Source organism: Bacillus sp. FSL K6-2971 (genome assembly GCF_038006405.1).
GTDB classification, from domain to species: domain Bacteria; phylum Bacillota; class Bacilli; order Bacillales; family Bacillaceae; genus Bacillus; species Bacillus pumilus.
Genome location: NZ_JBBOVD010000001.1, coordinates 2,473,922 through 2,493,003 on the forward strand (window position 1 = coordinate 2,473,922; position 19,082 = coordinate 2,493,003).

20 protein-coding genes and 1 other annotated feature are annotated in these 19,082 nt (G+C 41.2%); of the genes, 8 read left to right on the forward strand and 12 right to left on the reverse strand.

From position 1 onward, the window contains the following. Positions 1-109 precede the first annotated feature (109 nt). Complete coding sequence (locus tag MHI33_RS13125) at positions 110-349, reverse strand: YqkC family protein (RefSeq protein WP_003215790.1); 240 nt, start codon at positions 347-349, stop codon at positions 110-112. A gap of 12 nt (positions 350-361) precedes the next feature. Beyond that, positions 362-688, reverse strand: coding sequence for an iron-sulfur cluster biosynthesis family protein (locus MHI33_RS13130; RefSeq protein ID WP_044141053.1), 327 nt, complete (start codon positions 686-688; stop codon positions 362-364). Positions 689-947: 259 nt separating this feature from the next. On the opposite strand from MHI33_RS13130, the gene MHI33_RS13135 reads away from it, so the two are divergent. Next, positions 948-1,610 carry an expansin EXLX1 family cellulose-binding protein gene (locus MHI33_RS13135; protein WP_445661790.1) on the forward strand — a complete coding sequence of 221 codons (663 nt, stop codon included), beginning with the start codon at positions 948-950 and terminating at the stop codon, positions 1,608-1,610. Between the two features lie 17 nt (positions 1,611-1,627). Here the strand turns inward: MHI33_RS13135 and MHI33_RS13140 are convergent, their stop codons facing one another. Next, positions 1,628-2,602: a bifunctional GNAT family N-acetyltransferase/GrpB family protein gene (locus MHI33_RS13140; protein ID WP_065098345.1), complete on the reverse strand. Its 975-nt coding sequence runs from the start codon at positions 2,600-2,602 to the stop codon at positions 1,628-1,630. Beyond that, the gene (locus MHI33_RS13145) at positions 2,599-3,078 is read right to left on the reverse strand and encodes a GNAT family N-acetyltransferase (RefSeq protein WP_034661184.1); all 480 of its coding nucleotides are present in this window, start codon (positions 3,076-3,078) and stop codon (positions 2,599-2,601) included. The genes MHI33_RS13140 and MHI33_RS13145 overlap by 4 nt, the downstream gene beginning before the upstream one ends. Before the next feature lie 276 nt (positions 3,079-3,354). On the opposite strand from MHI33_RS13145, the gene MHI33_RS13150 reads away from it, so the two are divergent. The 4 genes from MHI33_RS13150 (at position 3,355) to MHI33_RS13165 (ending at position 6,970) form a co-directional block, all read left to right on the forward strand. Next, the gene (locus tag MHI33_RS13150; protein ID WP_065098346.1) at positions 3,355-3,804 is read left to right on the forward strand and encodes a YfmQ family protein; all 450 of its coding nucleotides are present in this window, start codon (positions 3,355-3,357) and stop codon (positions 3,802-3,804) included. A 149-nt stretch (positions 3,805-3,953) separates the two neighbouring features. Continuing rightward, positions 3,954-5,186 (forward strand): DNA polymerase IV, encoded by a 1,233-nt coding sequence (locus tag MHI33_RS13155; protein WP_126741066.1) that lies wholly within the window; start codon positions 3,954-3,956, stop codon positions 5,184-5,186. Positions 5,187-5,201: 15 nt separating this feature from the next. Continuing rightward, the gene (locus tag MHI33_RS13160; protein WP_044141048.1) at positions 5,202-5,546 is read left to right on the forward strand and encodes a YolD-like family protein; all 345 of its coding nucleotides are present in this window, start codon (positions 5,202-5,204) and stop codon (positions 5,544-5,546) included. A gap of 188 nt (positions 5,547-5,734) precedes the next feature. Next, positions 5,735-6,970 (forward strand): MDR family MFS transporter, encoded by a 1,236-nt coding sequence (locus MHI33_RS13165; protein ID WP_340911853.1) that lies wholly within the window; start codon positions 5,735-5,737, stop codon positions 6,968-6,970. Positions 6,971-7,001: 31 nt separating this feature from the next. Here the strand turns inward: MHI33_RS13165 and coaA are convergent, their stop codons facing one another. Continuing rightward, a complete protein-coding gene (gene coaA, locus MHI33_RS13170; RefSeq protein ID WP_044141046.1) occupies positions 7,002-7,961 on the reverse strand; it encodes a type I pantothenate kinase in 960 nt (319 codons plus the stop codon). 188 nt (positions 7,962-8,149) lie between these two features. Here coaA and MHI33_RS13175 point away from each other — a divergent pair, with 188 nt between their 5' ends. Beyond that, positions 8,150-9,478: a CoA-disulfide reductase gene (locus MHI33_RS13175; protein ID WP_044141045.1), complete on the forward strand. Its 1,329-nt coding sequence runs from the start codon at positions 8,150-8,152 to the stop codon at positions 9,476-9,478. 66 nt (positions 9,479-9,544) lie between these two features. Here the strand turns inward: MHI33_RS13175 and MHI33_RS13180 are convergent, their stop codons facing one another. After that, positions 9,545-10,321, reverse strand: a complete 777-nt coding sequence (locus tag MHI33_RS13180; RefSeq protein WP_065098350.1) for an SDR family NAD(P)-dependent oxidoreductase — start codon at positions 10,319-10,321, stop codon at positions 9,545-9,547. A gap of 12 nt (positions 10,322-10,333) precedes the next feature. Next, a complete protein-coding gene (locus MHI33_RS13185) occupies positions 10,334-11,284 on the reverse strand; it encodes an MBL fold metallo-hydrolase (RefSeq protein WP_044141043.1) in 951 nt (316 codons plus the stop codon). A gap of 169 nt (positions 11,285-11,453) precedes the next feature. After that, positions 11,454-11,666, forward strand: a binding site (T-box leader). Between the two features lie 41 nt (positions 11,667-11,707). On the opposite strand from MHI33_RS13185, the gene proC reads away from it, so the two are divergent. Then, positions 11,708-12,535, forward strand: a complete 828-nt coding sequence (gene proC / locus MHI33_RS13190) for a pyrroline-5-carboxylate reductase (protein WP_044141042.1) — start codon at positions 11,708-11,710, stop codon at positions 12,533-12,535. Positions 12,536-12,585: 50 nt separating this feature from the next. Here proC and MHI33_RS13195 read toward each other — a convergent pair whose 3' ends face one another. The 5 genes from MHI33_RS13195 to MHI33_RS13215 all read right to left on the reverse strand — a co-directional run bounded on the left by MHI33_RS13195 (position 12,586) and on the right by MHI33_RS13215 (position 17,832). Then, on the reverse strand, positions 12,586-12,720 hold the full coding sequence (locus MHI33_RS13195; RefSeq protein ID WP_258395125.1) for a hypothetical protein: 135 nt from the start codon (positions 12,718-12,720) through the stop codon (positions 12,586-12,588). A 14-nt stretch (positions 12,721-12,734) separates the two neighbouring features. Further along, a complete protein-coding gene (locus MHI33_RS13200; protein WP_044141041.1) occupies positions 12,735-13,223 on the reverse strand; it encodes a DinB family protein in 489 nt (162 codons plus the stop codon). 19 nt (positions 13,224-13,242) lie between these two features. Beyond that, positions 13,243-14,499, reverse strand: a complete 1,257-nt coding sequence (locus MHI33_RS13205; protein ID WP_044141039.1) for an MFS transporter — start codon at positions 14,497-14,499, stop codon at positions 13,243-13,245. Then, positions 14,499-15,848, reverse strand: coding sequence for a coproporphyrinogen-III oxidase family protein (locus MHI33_RS13210; RefSeq protein ID WP_044141038.1), 1,350 nt, complete (start codon positions 15,846-15,848; stop codon positions 14,499-14,501). The genes MHI33_RS13205 and MHI33_RS13210 overlap by 1 nt, the downstream gene beginning before the upstream one ends. A gap of 370 nt (positions 15,849-16,218) precedes the next feature. Further along, positions 16,219-17,832, reverse strand: a complete 1,614-nt coding sequence (locus tag MHI33_RS13215; RefSeq protein WP_044141037.1) for a M20/M25/M40 family metallo-hydrolase — start codon at positions 17,830-17,832, stop codon at positions 16,219-16,221. A gap of 141 nt (positions 17,833-17,973) precedes the next feature. Here MHI33_RS13215 and namA point away from each other — a divergent pair, with 141 nt between their 5' ends. Next, positions 17,974-18,990 (forward strand): NADPH dehydrogenase NamA, encoded by a 1,017-nt coding sequence (gene namA, locus MHI33_RS13220; RefSeq protein ID WP_080772998.1) that lies wholly within the window; start codon positions 17,974-17,976, stop codon positions 18,988-18,990. Positions 18,991-19,082: the final 92 nt, after the last annotated feature.

A 19,082-nucleotide genomic window follows, 5' to 3' on the forward strand; every position in this document is an offset into this window, starting at 1 on the left:
TATAAAACAGTTTTTTGCGTTGCAAAAGATCATTTTTCAGATTAGACGTTCCCTGTTGTTTAATGAGATGATGAAGTCACGAAAAAAACCCTTTTGTCAAAAAGGGCTTTTATAATACATCTGTTACCTGTTCCATATTCTCTTTGATCCAATTGACAGCTAATTCGAGCGTTGGGAATTCTTCCGTTTCAAATGTGACTTCATCCTGAAGAAGCCAAACATCCTTTTTCACCGAATCCATTCCACCTATTGACCAGTGCAAAAGGGTATAGGGATGATTGTTATTTAAAAACGACACCCATGTTTTATTTTGTGCCGTGTTTTGTATCACTCTAAGCTTCTGATCCACTACGTTTCCACCTTACTTTACAAGTATGCCCATTCTTGGACTGAGTATTTGCTGAGGACTTTTCAGCATCAATGTATTGGCTTTTTCATTAAAATCGATGGTCATTTCCTCATCAAAGAATACCTTCTGTGCAATGTGTATATATAGTTTTAAATGTTGGCTATTATTAAGTTGTTCCCATTCACCTGTTCTTTCACTTGTTAACCAAAGCATTGGTACGCCACTCACTGCACAGCCACAACCTTCTGAATCGTAGCGAAGCAGTAATTCCTTAGTTTCGTTTCCTGTTTGCTGTTTTTCTATATATGTTTTAGCCTGTTCTGTGATGTGAATATACATGGCGAACATCCTTTTTAAATTGATGCTTACATTGTAACACATAAAACACCATAAAACATGCCACACGACTAAATCCGAAAGTCATATTCTTTGAAATACACGCTCTTCTCACTATGATTATATCTATCTATTGGCTCTTTTTGCTTCTTGTTTTTTAGAATTATACTTATGACGCTACCAATTTTAAAAAAGAATAAACAGGAGGTTTTAGATCGTGAAAAAAAGATTATCTCTCTGCTTCATCGGGGCACTGATATTTATGTTGAGTTTCGCTGTGCCAAACATGAAAGCGGCATCTGTCCTTGATGAAGTACGAGAAAGCTATGCGACTTATACGGGATCTGGTTACTCAGGGGGCGCCGCATTATTAGATCCTATTCCATCTGACATGAAAATTACGGCTTTAAATCCCCATGACTATAACTATAAAGGGATAAATGCGGCACTTGCAGGGGCTTACCTTGAAGTAAAGGGTCCAAAAGGAAAAACCGTTGTGTATGTAACCGATAAATATCCAGAAGGAGCGAAAGGAGCTCTTGATCTTTCTCATAATGCCTTTGCCAAAATCGGTAATATGGAAGATGGAAAAATCCCAATTGGTTGGAAAATTGTAAAAGCACCGATTAGCGGAAATGTAGTTTACAGAATAAAAGAAGGTAGCAGTAAGTGGTGGGCTGCGATTCAAGTGCGCAATCATAAATATCCGATTATGAAAATGGAATATTACAAAGATGGACAATGGGTGAACATGGAAAAGACAGACTACAACCATTTCCTTGGATTTAATATGGGGTCTAAATCTCTTCCTGTTCGAATCACAGATATCCGCGGGGTCATCGTAAAGGATAAATTACCCGCTCTTCCATCTACTGCTGCTTCACAGGCCTATACTGTAAAGGGCAATGTTCAGCTTCCTAATTAACGAGGAAAAGAGGTAGCTTATTTAAGAGCTTCCTCTCCTCCTTCTCTATCCCAGCGATATGCCTCATTTTCTATTACTTTTATGATTTCATTCTTTCCTGCCATATAGCTTTGTATATCTTCCCGATACTGATTTGCTAATTGTTCCTTGACAGACGCATACGCTACAGCTCGTTCTGGATGGGCCCTTAAGTAATCTCGAAACAATAAATGCCTTTTCACATCAGGATGATTTCTCTCATAAATATGGACATGATGCGTACGATTCAAGCCACCCTTTTGAAAAAAACGTCTCCCTTTTATGCCATTTTCACCGAGCGCTTGATATCCAAGATGTTCAAAGCTCTCTCTTTTTCTATCGATCTCTTTTAGATGACTTACTTCTATTAAGATATCAATAATGGGTTTGGCAACAAGTCCTTCAACTGACGTACTACCAATATGATGTCCTTCTATCCAGCTCTTTTGAATGATTTGCTTGAGTCGCTGCTTTTCTTGATGGAATTCTTCATGCCATTCTTTTTTGAATTCGACAACCTCAACCTTTCGCCTCGGTGTCCATTTCATTTTTGATAAGGTGAGCTCTTTTGCAACATGAATTACATTTGTTTCAAGAAATCCTAATTTTTCGTATAGCCTTTTTGCAGGGGTGTTTTTTTGCCCTGTGGTCAGTTCTATAGGGACATTTTTCTCCATAATTGTAGACATAAGTCTTGTTCCAATACCCTGCTTTAGCGCTTTGGGATGCACAGCCAATCGACTAATGATCAAATAATCTTTCTGCTCTTCATAAGAGGCAACACCTAGTAAGATTCCCTTTTGCTCAAAACCAATAAATTGCTCTTTTGCTTTCATTACATCTTGAATGGTCTCTTTTAATGGCGGAAGATCGGCATAGCCAATTTGTTCAGCTTCTTGTTGGTATGCAGCTAGTTGAATATGTAAGATCTGCTTTGCTACATCTCCTATTGTTTGATCTAAATTGACAATCATTGCATTGCCTCTAATTTTTTCACAAATAAAACACGATCTTCATTTATTCCATCATAGTCTGAAAACACGGAGATTCCTTCTACAGTTTTATCCCCTTTTTCAATTTGAAAGCCCAATTTTGCATGATAGGCAATTGATACTTTATTTACAGGTGCTGTTACCGCTTTAATGGTTGTTCTTCCTTCCTGTTTTGCCACATCATAAAAGGCTTGATATAGGATTTTTCCTATCTTTAATTTCCGATGGTCTGGATGTACACCTACAAAATGAATGTAGGCTTCATCTGAATGAGATTGTGATAGAAAACCGACTAAAAAGCCAATCAGTTCACCTTTTTCAACGACGACAAAACTTGTTTGCTGAAAATGTTCAAAAAATAGCTTCGGCAATTTTGCGCGCAAATCTCTACCTCCCCACCAGCTTTGGATGACGGATGTGACGGCGTAAAAATCTGACGGCTTCACTTGACGTATCATGATGACCTCGCCCCTTTTCATTTTTAACTTACCGCTCTCTTTTTTCACAAAAAACTGTTGTTTCAATAGTCTACCTGTCCGATTTATTGTTTGTAAAGATCACGTGTCAGCCTTTTTCCTTTCAGCTTTGTTGATTTCGTTCTTTCGCCGTCATCTCCTTTTAAATCTTCACACTTATTTCAAAAAGTTCACTTTTTGTGCGAAAGTTTCATTCTTTTGGTATGTTAAGATGGTTCATATAGGAAATGTAACAAATGTTTATTGGAGATGATGATATTGGTTTGGATTGTTACTTCACTTGTTGTGTTTAGTCTTTTAAAGCTTCTTGTCACTTCGCTGCCTTCTGGTGTTGTGGAACGCCTTTTTAGTCGTTATGCAGTGCATGCAAAAGTAACAAGTGATCATACAACGATCATGTTTGAAGATCGTCCGCTCGATGATCAGCAAGCATCTGAAATTATTCAACATTTTAATGATGCGATCTTTATTGAACGCTATTATATTTATCCTGGTGATGAAGAGCGCTTTCTTCGTCCGCAGGAAGGGCCTGCGCCGCTTACTATGCAAACAAAGCTTGGCAAGCATGATGTGACCCTTTATCTGTATCATTACGATGACCACGTGGATGTGGTGCGGCAATTTACTCATAAGCCGAAGAAAAAACTGACGGCCTATCGTTTGCGTTCTGAGCCGCTCCAAACATCTTACAATTTAGCACATGCTTAAAATATGTTGTATCAAAAAAGACGAAGTGGAAGACACTTCGTCTTTTTTGTATCGTTTTACACTCTTTTCTTTGAATGATTTACCAGTATCAATTTCGTCTCCTGACGGTTACAATAAGAACGGAACATACGTTCTAAGAGGTGAGAATAATGAATGAACGAGCCATTCTGCTTGTGGATATGCAATCGTTTTATGCGTCAGTCGAAAAAGTGGAGGCTCCCCACTTGAAGGATGTGCCGCTCATCGTCTCTGGAGATCCTGAGCGGCGGAGCGGGGTCGTACTTGCCGCTTGCCCGCTTGCTAAAAAACGGGGCGTACAAAATGCATCAAGATTATGGGAAGCACAGGAGAAATGCCCCGAAGCTGTCGTCGTACGCCCCCGTATGCAGCGTTATCTTGATATCTCTGTCATGATCACAGAGCTGCTTGAACAATACACAGATCTTGTCGAACCATATTCAATTGATGAACAATTTCTCGATATTACAGGCAGCCTGACACTACTCGGTTCTCCCCGTGAGATCGCTCAAAATATACAAACAACCATTATGAACCAGACGGGTATTTACGCACGTGTTGGCATCGGTCCTAATAAAGTGCTCGCCAAAATGGCCTGTGACCATTTTGCTAAAAAAAACACATCTGGCATCTATGAACTTCGCGCAGACAGTGTTGCGGCTGATTTATGGCCGCTTCCGATTGGAAAATTATTTGGCGTTGGTAAACGAATGGAGCACCATTTAAAACGAATGGGTATCAGTACCATTGGGACGCTTGCTACTTATCCGTTAGATCGGCTTAAAAAACGCTGGGGAATCAACGGAGAGCTTTTGCAGCGAACAGCATTAGGACTTGATCCCTCTCCGGTCACCGTTCACACACATAATGAACAAAAAGCGGTGGGACATCATATGACTCTCCCCCATGATTATGCGTCTTTTGAGGATATCAAAGTCGCTCTTCTTGAATTGAGCGAAGAAGTGGCAAGACGTGCACGCTTTAAGCATTATCTTGGTCAAACAGTGTCTGTTGGCGTGAGAGGCGCTGATTTTTCTCACCCGACCGGATTTCATAGACAAATCAAGCTTCATTCACCTACACAGTACGGGACAGATATTGCAGAGGCAGCCATTCAGCTATGTCAGCAGCACTGGGATGGTCAGCCCATTCGCAGTGTCGGTATTACCCTCTCTCAGCTGCAGTCTGACAGCCAGTATCAGCTGACTTTATTTGATCATCATGTTCAAAAAGACAAACTCAGCAAAGTATTTGATGCGATTCACATGAAGTATGGACCTGCTGCCCTGCTGCACGCTTCGTCACTGACAAGCGCGGGGCAGGCGTATCACCGCGCCGAAAAAATTGGCGGACATTACAAATAACGGAGGCGAACAGCCATGAATCCCAATAAATTAACACCTGGATACAACCTCATGTGGGAATCAAGCCGAATGATGCTTCCAGAGCACCGGGAGCAGCTGCTTGCTCAAAAACGGCAGAAAAAAAAATACACCCCTCCCCCGCTGAGCACCGATCAGCTGGAGGAAATGAATTTTTTGATCACACAGTCGATTACCGAGGATCAAGCGATTTGCGTGACATATGCCGAAGCAGGTAGAAAAGAGCAGTTTTGGGGCTGGGTCAAAGCCATTCATTATGAAACGCAGCGCATAAAAATCGTCAATGATGAAGATGTTCTCAACCTGTCCTTGCAGCAAATCGTCGCGATCGACCTTGATTAAATGGGGTCAAATGACCACACGAATCAGTGGCATAAAAGCACCGGCAGAAAAAAGCATGCGCCTCCAAATACGAGCCAATCATGCTTCTCTGCCATACGGCGGATGTCCCCTCCATCAAATTGTGTATTTAATTTGCACAATTTTTCATGTATGATTGGAACATCTTACAAACTCAGGGGAGAAACAGCATGAAAAATAACTTACGTACATTACATCCGCTTAGTTGGACGATCATCATCGGCACCATATTTGGCCGAATGGCGACGTCCATGAGCATTCCTTTTTTGGCCGTTTATTTAACACAAGTCAAAGGCGCCTCAGCTTCTTCTGCTGGATTAATCATTGCCGTTAGCTCTCTGATTGGGATCGTTGCGAGTTTTTACGGTGGATATATTTCTGATCGTATCGGAAGAAAAAAGGTCATGCTTCTATCCATCTTCGGTTGGACACTTGTCTTTGTTGGCTTTGCATTTGCAGATGCCATTTGGGTCTTCTTTATCATGAACGCTTTAAACGGACTGTGCCGGGCACTGTTTGAACCAACATCTAAGGCGCTCTTATCTGATGTCACCCCATCAAGTATTAGGTTGTTTGTGTTTAATTTACGCTATACAGCCATTAACATAGGGGTCATCTTCGGTCCTCTGCTTGGCTTATATCTCGGGTCATCGAAAACAACCTTCCCATTTCTTGTCGCTGCCTTCATTTATTTGTTATACGGATTAACGCTGGCTTGGCAATTTCAGAAACATCCAGTTGCTGCTCCAGAAAGCACGAAACAAATTGGGGTCAAAAAAGCCCTTTCCATTATCCAAAAAGATACGGTCTTTAGCATTATCCTCATCGGCGTTACCTTATGTTCGTTCGGGTATTCGCACTTGAGCTCAACGCTGCCTCAATATTTATCCGCTTCGCCTATGATTGAAGATGGTCCGAAACTGTTTGGATATCTTTTATCTTTAAATGCAGTTGTTGTCATTGTCGTACAATATCCGCTCATCATGATCGCCAAGCGCTACTCCACCATTTTGTCGCTCACCACTGGGAATATTCTTCTTGCCGGCAGTTTGTTTGCCATTGCTTTTTCACAGAGTCTAGGCATGCTTGCTTTCATCATTGTCGTGTTTACAATTGGAGAGGTTCTGCTGTTTGCGATGATGGATCTTTTTGTAGACAATGTGGCAAAGCCCGAAGTAAAGGGATCGTACTTTGGCGCGATCGGATTTTCTCAGCTCGGCAGTGTCGTCGGACCCTTTGTCGGCGGACTGTGCATTGACTATTTTGGCGCAGCCCACCCCCTTTCTATTTTTTCAGTGCTGTCTATCGTCACGATTGCAGGTGTACCGTTCTTACTCATTGGATACTACCGCCTGAAAAAGCGACCGGCGGCTGCCGTGGCTGTTAAAGTAAGTGGAGATCATTAAAAAAACCGCTCTTGATTTGAGCGGTTTCTCTTTATACTCGGCGGATAGCAATCTCTTCCACCTTATGCTGATCACCTTTTTTCAAAATGAGATCAGCTCGATATTTTGTCGGTAAAATATTTTGATATAAATTTGGGCGATTGACGGTATTCCAAATTGTGCTTGCCATGTAATCTGCCTCTTCATCCGTCAAATCTTTGTATTGATGAAAGAAGGATTCAGGATCTTGAAAAGCTGTTTCCCTCAGCAAACGGAACCGTTCTTTATACCATGATTGAATTTGCGTTTCAGCAGCATCTACATAAATTGAAAAATCAAAGAAATCTGATACAAACACACGCGGTTCATCCTTCAGATCATCCAGCGCTGGGGATTGCAGCACATTGATTCCTTCAATAATAACAATATCGGCATCCTCCACCGTTTCATACACCCCTTCAAGCCGGTCATAGGTCAGATGCGAATATACCGGGGCATGCACAGTTTGTTTACCTGATTTTAATTCATTTAAAAAAGACAACAAGGCTTTGACATCATAGCTTTCTGGGAATCCTTTCTTTTCCATGAGTCCTCGATCCTTTAATTCTTTTTGAGGATACAAAAAGCCATCCGTTGTCACAAGACTCACTTTCAGCCCATCTCCAAGCCTCGATAAAAGCGTTTCGATGATACGGGCCGTTGTGCTTTTCCCGACAGCCACACTTCCAGCAATCCCAATTAGGAAAGGAATTTTCGCATGATGCGGGTAGTTTAAAAAGGCATTCACATGCTGATTTTTTTGTTTTTCTGCAAAGACATGCAATGTCAGAAAACGAATAAGTGGTATGTAAATATCTTGAACTTCTTCAAGAGATAAATAGTCATTTAATCCTTGAAGTGCTCTTGCTTCCTCTTCTGAAACAGATACCGGCATATATTCTCCAAGAGCAGACCAAGCCTCTCTTGTATGACGTGTATATAAAGTATTAAAATCTAGTCGAGTGTCACTCAAAGTCTTTCCCACCAATCTTCACTAAACTCGTAACCAAAAAGGACGATAATCCGATTGTAGCTTAAAATGAAGGCGCTGTCTTTATTTTTCCACTAAAGTTTGCTTCTTTTGCGAAAAAAAGCATTAAAAAAAGGAAAATGAGGGTAAATAAGAGTATTCAGTTCGATAAATAGAAGGGAGCACACCAAATGAAATATGTGATAATTGGCGGAGATGCAGCAGGAATGAGCTGTGCTATGCAAATATATCGAGAGGACCCAGATGCACATATTGTCGCTTTTGAAAAAGGAGAGATTTTCTCATATGGACAGTGCGGCCTCCCCTACTTGATCGGCGGTCTCATTGATCACCACAGCAAGCTGATTGCACGCAGCGCTGAAACGTTTCGCGACAAATACGGAATTGATGCTAGATGCCTACACGAAGTGACCTCCATTGACCCAAAGCAAAAAACGGTGTCAGGGTCTCATACAAAAACAAAAGAACCCTTTACCGAAAGCTATGACCGCCTCTTAATTGCGACAGGAGCAAGCCCCGTCACACTGAATTTAAACAATCAGCCGCTAGAAGGCGTACACATATTAAAAACTATTCCGCATGCGCTGTCCATTTTAGACCACTTAAAACAAGATATCACACATGTCACGATCATTGGCGGTGGATATATCGGCTTAGAGATGGCTGAAAATTTAAAAGCGCTGGGAAAAAAAGTACATATCATTCAGCGGGGTTCAACACTTGGTCCGGGCTTTGACCCCGATATGGCAAAGCACCTGAAAGAAGAGGCGGATGCCCAAGGCATTCACGTGACACTCGGGGAAACCGTGCAGACATTAGAGGGCGAATCACATGTCACAGCTGTTCAAACAGACAAACAAACCATAAAAACAGATATGGTCATCATGGCCATCGGCGTCACCCCGCAAACCTCTTTTTTAGACAAAACAGGAGTCAAACGTCTTTCAAATGGCGCCATTGTTGTAAATGAATACATGCAAACCAATGTAAAAGACATCTATGCTGCCGGGGATTGCGCAGCCACTTATCACCGCATCAAACAATCGCTTGATTATATCCCGCTCGGCACAACGGCGAATAAACAAGGAAGAATCGCTGGTTTTCATATGACGGGAACAAACCGGGCGTTTCAAGGTGTGACTGGAACAGCAGTGATGAAATTTATGAGCGTGACAGCGGGACGAACGGGCTTATCAGAAAAGGAAGCACAAGCAGCTGACATTCCTTTTTCCACCATCACCATTGACAGTACGGATCACGCTGGATATTATCCAGATGCGCAGAAAATGAAAGTCAAACTGATTTACAGAAGTGATGACTACACCTTGCTCGGTGCCCAAATCATCGGAAGAAACGGTGTAGATAAACGGATCGATGTGATGGCAACTGCTCTTTACCAACAGCTAACCATAACAGATCTTGAAGATTTAGATATTAGCTATGCACCGCCTTTTAACAGTGTGTGGGACCCGCTTCAACAAGCGGCAAGGCGGGGATAAAAAAACGGTCACAATGGCAGCTTACTTCAAAAAAAAGAAACCAGTTCACAACCGGTTTCTTTTTTGTTATTTTTTCATCATCGCTTTGCGTGCTACTTTTTCAAATAAAAATGGAAATAATTGATACAATTTACTGCCAGCGTTCATCCATCCAGGCAGATTAATCTCTCTTTTTTTCGTCATCATAGCGGATACGACCTTCCCAGCCACCTTGTCCGCACTAAGCATCATGAATTCCACATTCTTCACATATTCACCGCTGCGATCGGCGATGGTAAAGAAGTCAGTGGCAATCGGGCCTGGATTCACTGTGGTGACGTGAATGCCGATGTCTGACAGCTCCATTCTGAGGCTGTTTGAAAAGCCAAGGACGGCATGCTTGGATGCGGAATAAATGGCTGATTTCGGGGTGGCAATCTTTCCTGCTTGGGAGGCAATATTGATAATATGTCCATGTCCTCTTTGTTTCATCTCTGGAATGACCTTTTTCGTGCAAGCGATTAAACCAAACACGTTTACTTCAAACATCGACACCATTTCTTCAATGGACGCATCTTCAACGAGATCGAACGCACCAAAACCGGCATTGTTAACCAAAATATCAACAGCCCCCACTTCTTCATATGCGCGATCAATGTCCTCAAGGTGACTGACATCTAGCTCCACGATGTGACACACTCCGCCAGCACTCATAATCTTTTCTTTTACACCCGTCAGCTTTTCAATTCGTCTTGCTGAAATAATGATCTCTGCGCCTTCTTCTGCTGCCAAATACGCCATTTTTTCACCAATGCCACCAGATGCGCCTGTAATCCATATTCTCTTTCCTGTTAATCGCCCCATACGTTTCACTCCTTAGTTTGCCCTGTAATAGAGAATTCCATCTTTTTGCACTTCTTCAATTTGTCCAGCCTCTAAGAGGACATCCAGCTGTCCAACTGTCTCTGACATCGTTAAAAATAAGGCCTCTTCATACAGCACTGGAAATAGCTTGCGGCAAAGATGAAAGGCAGTCATTTCTTTTCGTTTGAGCAGCTGATACATCGTATTTGCCCGTTTTTCTTGTTTCTTAAATCTTTCTTCGATCAATTCATGATGAGACGTGATGAGCTGCCCGTGTCCTGGATAAATCGTCTTGATCGGCAGATGAAGTAATCGATTGAGTGATGCTTTATATTGAAGCAGCGATTTTTGACGTTTCTCCCCTTCATACGGCGCTTCCATTAACGGGTTTGAGGAAATGGTTGTCAAAAGCAGATCTCCACCAATGAAATGGCCCGTTGTTTCATCTAGAAAGGAAAGATGAGACTGTGCATGTCCCGGTGTTTCCATCACAAAGAACTGTTCATGCCCTTTCAATCGATCGCCTTCTTTGATGACGTCATCTACATGTGCAGTACAAGAATATGTATAAGATTGCTTCACGATTCTTTCACACTCACCTGGGCGAAGCGGCACACCTAACTGCTGAAAAAATCGTTCCGTAAAAGCAATTTGACGCTCTTTAAACACAGAGTCCTGGCTAATATACGGCTCATTTAACTTATGTCCGATCACACGGACATGAGGTTTCATCAGATTTAAAAGACCGACATGATCTGCATGATGATGGGTCAACACTACTTGATCAATATCGTCAATTGATAAACGATGCTCTTGTAATTGCGTGACAAAGGCGTGCTCCGCCTCTTCTGTCATCGGCCCGCAGTCCACTAAGGTCACAGCTTCTCCTTTTAAAATATATGCATGTACATCCCCCACAGCAAATGGTGTCGGGATGGATAATTGAATGATGTCTTCTTTCACTTTTTTATGTCATCTCCTGCTTTTTGACTCATGGTTCATTGTCACTCCGTCTTCTTTATTCATTGTATCCTGCAAAGGGCAGACTGTCATGCGGTTTAGGCGGTCAATTTTTTTATCTGTCCCTATTGACACAAACTTGTCCATCGTTGCATAATGAACAACAAATATAAGATGCGCGGGTGACAAGGATTAGTAAGCAAAATAATGATGCAAGAGAGTGAGGTCCACCGGCTGTAAGACCTCACCATCCTCTTATTTGCTGAACCTGCCCTTTGAGCTGTTAGGCAAACCTAAACGTTTCCCGCGTTAAGGGACTAGAGCTGAGTATGCATATTTGCATGCTAATTGAGGGTGGTACCGCGAAAAACCTTTCGTCCTTTTCAGGCGAGAGGTTTTTTTATTTTCTACAAGGAGGAGCAGCTTATGAGTAAAATTGGATTTATCGGTGCAGGCTCGATGGCAGAGTCGATGATAAAAGGTTTATTAAAAAGCGGCATCATGTCAAATGAAGATATTATTGTCACAAACAAAACGAATGAAAAACGGTTAGAAGAATTAAAGGTGCGTTATGGGGTCAAAACGGATTTCTCTCGTTCTTTTATTTATGAAGAAGCGGATATTCTCGTATTTGCTTTAAAACCGAAAGATGCGGAAAGCGGGATATCTGAAGTGCGGCCTCATTTACAAGGACAGCTGATCATTTCGATTTTAGCGGGCATCTCCATTGAAACGATTCAACACTATGCTGGCGAGAAGACTGCGGTGGTTCGTGCGATGCCAAATACATCAGCGGCCATTCAGCAATCAGCAACAGGCATTGCCGTCAGTCAAGAAGTGACAGAGGATCAAAAGAAAAAAGCAATCGAGCTTTTTGAAACGATCGGTCATGTGACGGTATTAGATGAATCACAGCTAAATGCTGTTACGGCTATTGCAGGAAGCGGCCCAGCCTTTATTTATCATTTGATTGAAGGAATGGAGCGAGGCGCTTCGGAACTTGGGATGGACCAAGCAACAGCGAAGCTGCTCATCTGCCAAATGATTGCGGGCGCCGCAAACATGCTTCAAAGCAGCGGTAAAGAACCTGCTGAACTGCGCAAAGAAATCACAAGTGAAGGCGGAACGACAGAAGCCGGCCTGAACACACTTGCTGCCTATCAATTTGAAGAAGCCGTTGTCGATTGTGTCAAAACCGCAACAAAACGCGCAGCAGAATTAAACGAAATGTTTTCAGCAAGCACGTATAAATGATAGAGAAAAGCACCTGTTTTGAAGACAGGTGCTTTTCTACATATACACATCTATTTTTTCTCACTAGCAACTTGATGTAAACTGCCTGTTTCACACTTCGGTTCTTTTTTAGAAATGGCTTGTTCTAATAAAGAATTACGTGCCTGATAAAAATTCACATCGATTAACAATTCTTGATGCTTCACTATTTAGCACCTCCTCATGCAGATGATTCACTCATTGACATGATGGCTTTGATTTGATCAAGATGATGTTGTTCATGTAAGGCGATCGTTTCAGCTAATATTTGCACTGTCATCACCCCTTCTTCAGGATGCAGACCTGATTGCTCCCATGTATCCTTTTCTATTAGATGAAGTGTCTTGCTTCTTCTCTCTTTCAATCGTTTAATCAGTGCTTTGATCTCCTTTACGTTAAACCTTTCGTAAGCTCTTTCCTTCACATACATTTCAGGATCATACGATTGAAAAGGGGTGTGGTCATTTGATATTGCCTGCTCTATCCGCTCTGACCAGACTTCTTCTGTATCATACAAATGCCCTACGAGTTGCTTGATCGACCACTTGCCCTCTCCCAAAGTTTGATCTAGTGTGTGCTCATCACATGTCTCCACTAGCTTTTCTAGTTCACGGATACTTTCCTGAAGCGATGTAGTAATTTCTGTTTTTGTTAATTTTCCAGTTTCCATTAAGTAATCAATGTCTCCTTTACAGTGAATGTATTTCTACTTTGGATTTATCTTGATGCTTCCCTTTAAGTAATAGTAAGCTATTCACTAAGCCTGCTACTATCACAAGTCCTGCCATCCCTATAGCAATGACATGTATAGGAATCAAATCTCCGATAAATGCCATGATGATAAACCCACTAATATAAAATATACGTGATAATGCAAGACCTACCGAAAAAACTCGGGCTCTTAAATGGCTGCTTGCATAGGTCATGATATTTGTTGAGTACAAAACTTCGACTGGGCTATATAACAGATTAGCTAATAAAACAACAACCAAAAATCCAATAAAAGACGTTTGTTGATAAGAAAGTGCATGTAATACTCCCAGCAAAATAATCGCTAACGTGGACCACTTTTTATAAAACTGAAAGGAGAATTTCACTTTTTTAAAGTATGCTGCAAGTGTAATCCCACCAATAATTTGCCCGAGCCCACTAATTGTATGACCAAGCCCTAAGCCAAAATTCCCTTCTCTTGCTACTTCTAAAATGTACAAGCTAAATAGAACATACACGATACTTAAAGCAAATTCTCTTGACATCAATATCCATATCGCACTTTGAATTTTGGGTGATCCTTTAATTTCTTTGATCCCCTCTTTAAAGCTTTGAACATATGACACATACTCTTTTTTTTCAGATGCCTCTTTCGCTTTAATAGGAATTAACAGCATGGCTGATAATAAAAATGTCATCGCATCTACTAAATAAATTGTAGAAATGGACCATATTTCTGTCACCAACCCGCCTAAACCTGTCGCAATGAGCATCGATGCGCTAAAAGATGTGGCGAGTAAACTATTCCCCTTAGAAAGCTGCTCTTTGTCTATGATTTCAGGTATCATAGATGAACGAGCAGGCAGATATATACCAGAGAAAGCACCATTTAACGCTAATAATAAATAAAGGATAAATGGTGTAACATCCATTGTGACAACAAAAACAAACCCTAGTCCAATGATAAAACGTGCCACATCAGCGAAGATGACTACTTTCTTATAAGAAAACTTATCTATAATTGGGCTCAAAAGCATAGATGTTAAGATAAGGGGAAGCATAGAACAGATAAATAGAATGCTTAGATGGGTGGCTTTTCCAGTGAGTTCATAAATTAAACCAATTGTCGCTATCGTTCTAAACCAATCTCCAAAAGCAGATAAGTTTTGCCCAATAAAGAAACAGACAAAGTTTTGATCTTTAAAAAGAGATGTCGTTTCTTTCTTTAAAACCATTAGATGAGCACCTCAGTTGACTCATACCAGCCTAACTCTTTTTGCATAAATCCTACGGCTTGATCATAATTTTCTCTTTCTTTTTCTGGTATAAGATCTACTAAAATCGCAGGATACCAAGGCTTTGCTTCTTCCTTTATCACAAAATATTGCTCCGCTTCTTCAACGACTCCCTTCATCATAAGTAATTGTAGTTTACGATAGATTTCCTCACGTTTTGGCATTTGATTGATGTGCGCTTTCTCTATTTTCATAGTTTTAGGGAAGAAGACGAGCCTTCTATCAAAAGCATGATATTCTCTAGATTTAACGATAGGCAATTCTTGATTCGTCAGGCTTTCAATATATTTTTGCGTATTTCCTTCATTTGACCATATCATGCCTTGCATATAGGAAATCGCTCCTGTTCCTAGGCCAATATATTGATCTTCGTAACCTCCGTAAATCACTTCGCCATATTGAAAACGTTTATTCTGATGCTCTGGAGCCATAAACGTATACACATAATTCTGATGCCAGCCATTCGTTTTTAAATGACGGTATAATGTATCACTAAACTCAAACTTTTCTTTAGGATTTGGCGGCATAGGCACCTTGCCTTTATTAATTTTTGATAACCATCCCTTTGAACAAGCAATATATTCTAGTGGATACGTATCAATACTTGTGCTTCTTAATGCCATCACTCCATTGATGTCTGCTATCATCTCTTCTTTCGTTTGACCGGGCAACTGATAAAGTAAATCAATATTATAAGATTGGAAATGACGCTTCATTAAGTCAACAGTCTGAGAGATTTGATCAAAACTAGCCGTTAAATTGAACATTTTTCGATAATGTTCATTTAATGTTTGGACACCAAAGCTTCCTCGATTGGCTCCACCTTCAGCCATGGCAGCCACTCTTTCAGGTGTAGCTGTTTTTGCTTCACATTCAAAGGTCCATTCATAATCAGAAGATAGTGTGAAATTTTCTTTTATGGCGGTCGAAAGTCGATAGATTAGTTCTGGGGGCATAATGGAAGGCGTTCCTCCTCCAACGAACACCACATCAAATGTCATTTTTTGAATACGAGGGGACTGGGATAAAATACGAATCTCACTGATTAAAGCATCTATATACTTTCCGATAATGGGCTCATATTTGGTGGATTTGATAAAAGGACAAAACGAACAAATCGTATCGCAGAAAGGGATATGTAAATATAAAGCATTTTTCCCTTTTTGAAATGTTCGTTCTTTTTGAATGAATTCTGTCACACGAGATTGTGCTCCTTCTTGGCTAGCTTGGCCAAAAAACGGATAAAGAAAATTCCATAAAGGCGGATGCTCTTCATAATAACTTTTCATATTTGACATTCCTCTCACCCAACTTTCGTCTATTTTTAACCCACATACAAATAAATTCACAGAGAAGCTGATTAAATCGCTTCTCTGCGATACACTCTTTCGACAAGTACTGATTCAATTCATTAGATTGCAATCCACTCGTTACGCTTCATCTTAATCACCTCCTTATAATTAGGATAATTGTAATTAAATTACACAATTGATTATAATAGACTTTTCTGAATATTTCAATCATTTTAACTATTTTTTGCAAGGACTATTGTTTTAGATAGCAATTTACATATATAACTTTTGGCAGAACGAAGCAAATATAACACGCACATTCACAATCAAAAGCCCTATCATCACGATAGGGCTCTTCATCATATACTTATTTTTTCTCTAACAAAGCATGAATCGCTGATTCTAGTAATTCTGGCAAAATGCCGAATGAGAACGGAATGTGCAGGCGCTCTGTCCATTTGTGCGGGTCCTTTCCTAATGGACCCACGTTGATGACTGGAACGTAAAGTGCTTCCTTTTCTCCTTCTGGTAAAGAATAGCCTTTCTGGTAAAGCGGCATATTGGTCGTGTAATGCCCTACGTCCTGTTTTTCGAGCTGTAAGTAACTTAAATCAGACAATCCCGGAAAATATTTCACTTCTTCTATTTCAAGTCCATAACTCTTCTTTGCTTCTATTTGAATCCTCTTTAAAGTTGCTTGGATATGCGGATCTTCCGTTGAGGAAACGGCTGGATAAAATGGCGGACTATAAAATAGAACAATGAGCGGCCCTTCTTCCTTGCAAAGCGTCGTCAGCTCAGAGACGATTTTGGTTGAAAAATCACGATCTCCAAGCTCACCTCGATTGGCGAACGCATAGTTCACAATACGTTCAACCTCCTGTTTACCTGAGCGTTCAGCAGCTTTTTGATACAGCTCATGATACGTGAGAACGGTAATCCTCGTATCAATTGGTGTAAAAGGTTTAAAGCGCTGAAATTCTGCTGTTTTTTGTTTAAGATCAGCTTCAATTTGATCTGCTGCTTGTTTCGCCGTGTCATAAAGAAGCCCGTGCAGTTCTTCACTTGAACGATTCATCATCAGCACATTAAATAAAGAAACAGCTGTGTGAGGTGTTTGAACGGAATAGGCTTCTTTTAAATCCTTTTGCATTAAGTTGGTTGGGGGCGGCGTGACTTCACCATCTACTTTCTCACAATAATCACTATTCAGCTCTAACAGCCGATTTAATTCAGATACCATGAAATTCGCATTTAAGCCTGAGAACGGCTCTCCTACATGTGTTTCAATTCCTTTGCACAAAAATCCAGCCAGCACCTTTCCTATACTGCCTGTATACATATAATAATGTTCATCACCTGGATACTTTTCAAACATAGGCTCACTGTTTAAGCACGCGGTATAGTCGAGGTCATGCTTTTCCTTAAGCTCCTTTAGTTTTGGAACAGCTTCAAGCATTCCTTGAGAATTCACTTCTTCATCCGGGACTGTGATGAGTAGGACATTTCCATCAAATGTCTCTGTCATCGCTCTTTCAAGCATAGACAGCTGTACAGTAAGACCTGCCTTCATATCCATGGCACCTCTTCCGAATAACCAGTCACCTGAAGCTAGATCTTCTCTTGCTCTTTTTGGGAGAAGCGCACTTTTTTGAGAAAATGATGCCATTAACTCTTCAGGCTTGCATGCCATGTTTTGAAATTCACCGTAATCTTCTGTATCGACGACATCGAAATGACTAAGCAGCAAAACGGTACGAGAAAGCGAACTGCGCTTTACAAGCGCCGTTAAATAATACCGGCCATCTTTCATCGGATGCAAAGCCAAATGGTCAGGGTTCTGCTTGTAATAAGGCCGCTCCCTCAGTAAATAATATAAATATTCAGCTAACGCCACTTCTCCAGTTGTACCCGATATGCTTTCATACTGCATAAGAGCAGTGAGCAGTTCCTTTCGTTCACTCTCTGTTTGCCATTTCATTCGTTCTCCCCCTTTGCTTTCTCTATCTTCTCCATTATACAAAAACGTGTATAAAAGCTATATTCTTTGAGCACCTTTTATGACGAAAGTTTGAATGGCTGTTATAATCGGCTATACAATTCTATGAGGAGGCGAAGGTATTTGGAAACAAAACTCTTTTCACCATGGACATTAAAAGGTGTTACGCTGAAAAACCGCATCGTGATGTCCCCGATGTGTATGTATTCATCCTATGATCGTGATGGGAAATTACAGCCTTTCCACTTTACACATTATATTTCCCGTGCACAAGGTCAAGCTGGCCTGATCATGGTGGAGGCAAGTGCCGTTTCCCCTGAGGGAAGAATTAGTGATCAAGATCTCGGGATTTGGAGTGATGAGCACATTGAAGGCTTCGCTTCATTAAACGAACAAATCAAAGCATACGGAACCAAGACAGCCATCCAGCTGGCTCATGCAGGACGTAAAGCTGAACTAGATGGTGACATCCTGGCACCATCTAGCATTCCATTTGACGAACAGTCTAAAATCCCTGCCCAGATGTCCGTCGATCAAATCAAAGATACCGTTCAGGCGTTTCAGGATGCAGCTGTCCGGGCAAAAAAGGCCGGCTTTGACATCATTGAAATTCATGGGGCGCATGGCTATTTGATCAATGAATTTCTTTCACCGCTGGCGAACCACCGAACAGACGACTATGGCGGTTCACCAGAGAACCGTTATCGTTTCTTAAGAGAAGTCGTCGATGCAGTCAATGAAGTATGGGAAGGACCATTATTTGTCCGTGTGTCTGCCTCTGACTACACGACAAAAGGACTTGATATTGCCGATTACATTGGCATTGCTACATGGCTGAAGGAACAAGGTGTCGACTTAATCGATGTCAGCTCAGGCGCTGTCATACAGGCGAAAATCAGCACATTCCCTGGCTACCAAGTGACCTTCGCAGAAAAAATCAAAGAAGGTGCCGGTATTCAAACAGGTGCTGTCGGTCTGATCACATCTGGTGTACAGGCAGAGGAGATTTTACGAAATCAGCGTGCAGACTTAATTTTTATAGGCAGAGAATTTTTACGGGATCCATACTTTCCAAAAACAGCTGCCCAAGAGCTTCGTACATCCATCGAAGGCCCGCGTCAATATGACCGCGCTTGGTAAAAATGCATAGGAAAAAGGTGTCTATTTTTTGAAATAGGCATCTTTTTTGTTTTTAAGAGAAACATATCTGCCTTTTGTGCCGTCTTTTAGCT

What these genes read in the sequence shown, in the direction of transcription:
- MHI33_RS13155 (WP_126741066.1), top strand. Translation starts at nt 3,954, where the DNA reads ATGAATGAACGAGCCATTCTGCTTGTGGATATGCAATCGTTTTATGCG.
- MHI33_RS13200 (WP_044141041.1), bottom strand. Translation starts at nt 13,223, where the DNA reads ATGGAAACTGGAAAATTAACAAAAACAGAAATTACTACATCGCTTCAG.
- MHI33_RS13175 (WP_044141045.1), top strand. Translation starts at nt 8,150, where the DNA reads ATGAAATATGTGATAATTGGCGGAGATGCAGCAGGAATGAGCTGTGCT.
- MHI33_RS13210 (WP_044141038.1), bottom strand. Translation starts at nt 15,848, where the DNA reads ATGAAAAGTTATTATGAAGAGCATCCGCCTTTATGGAATTTTCTTTAT.
- MHI33_RS13145 (WP_034661184.1), bottom strand. Translation starts at nt 3,078, where the DNA reads ATGATACGTCAAGTGAAGCCGTCAGATTTTTACGCCGTCACATCCGTC.
- MHI33_RS13165 (WP_340911853.1), top strand. Translation starts at nt 5,735, where the DNA reads ATGAAAAATAACTTACGTACATTACATCCGCTTAGTTGGACGATCATC.
- MHI33_RS13205 (WP_044141039.1), bottom strand. Translation starts at nt 14,499, where the DNA reads ATGGTTTTAAAGAAAGAAACGACATCTCTTTTTAAAGATCAAAACTTT.
- MHI33_RS13130 (WP_044141053.1), bottom strand. Translation starts at nt 688, where the DNA reads ATGTATATTCACATCACAGAACAGGCTAAAACATATATAGAAAAACAG.
- proC (WP_044141042.1), top strand. Translation starts at nt 11,708, where the DNA reads ATGAGTAAAATTGGATTTATCGGTGCAGGCTCGATGGCAGAGTCGATG.
- MHI33_RS13180 (WP_065098350.1), bottom strand. Translation starts at nt 10,321, where the DNA reads ATGGGGCGATTAACAGGAAAGAGAATATGGATTACAGGCGCATCTGGT.
- MHI33_RS13135 (WP_445661790.1), top strand. Translation starts at nt 948, where the DNA reads ATGTTGAGTTTCGCTGTGCCAAACATGAAAGCGGCATCTGTCCTTGAT.
- MHI33_RS13140 (WP_065098345.1), bottom strand. Translation starts at nt 2,602, where the DNA reads ATGATTGTCAATTTAGATCAAACAATAGGAGATGTAGCAAAGCAGATC.
- MHI33_RS13160 (WP_044141048.1), top strand. Translation starts at nt 5,202, where the DNA reads ATGAATCCCAATAAATTAACACCTGGATACAACCTCATGTGGGAATCA.
- MHI33_RS13215 (WP_044141037.1), bottom strand. Translation starts at nt 17,832, where the DNA reads ATGAAATGGCAAACAGAGAGTGAACGAAAGGAACTGCTCACTGCTCTT.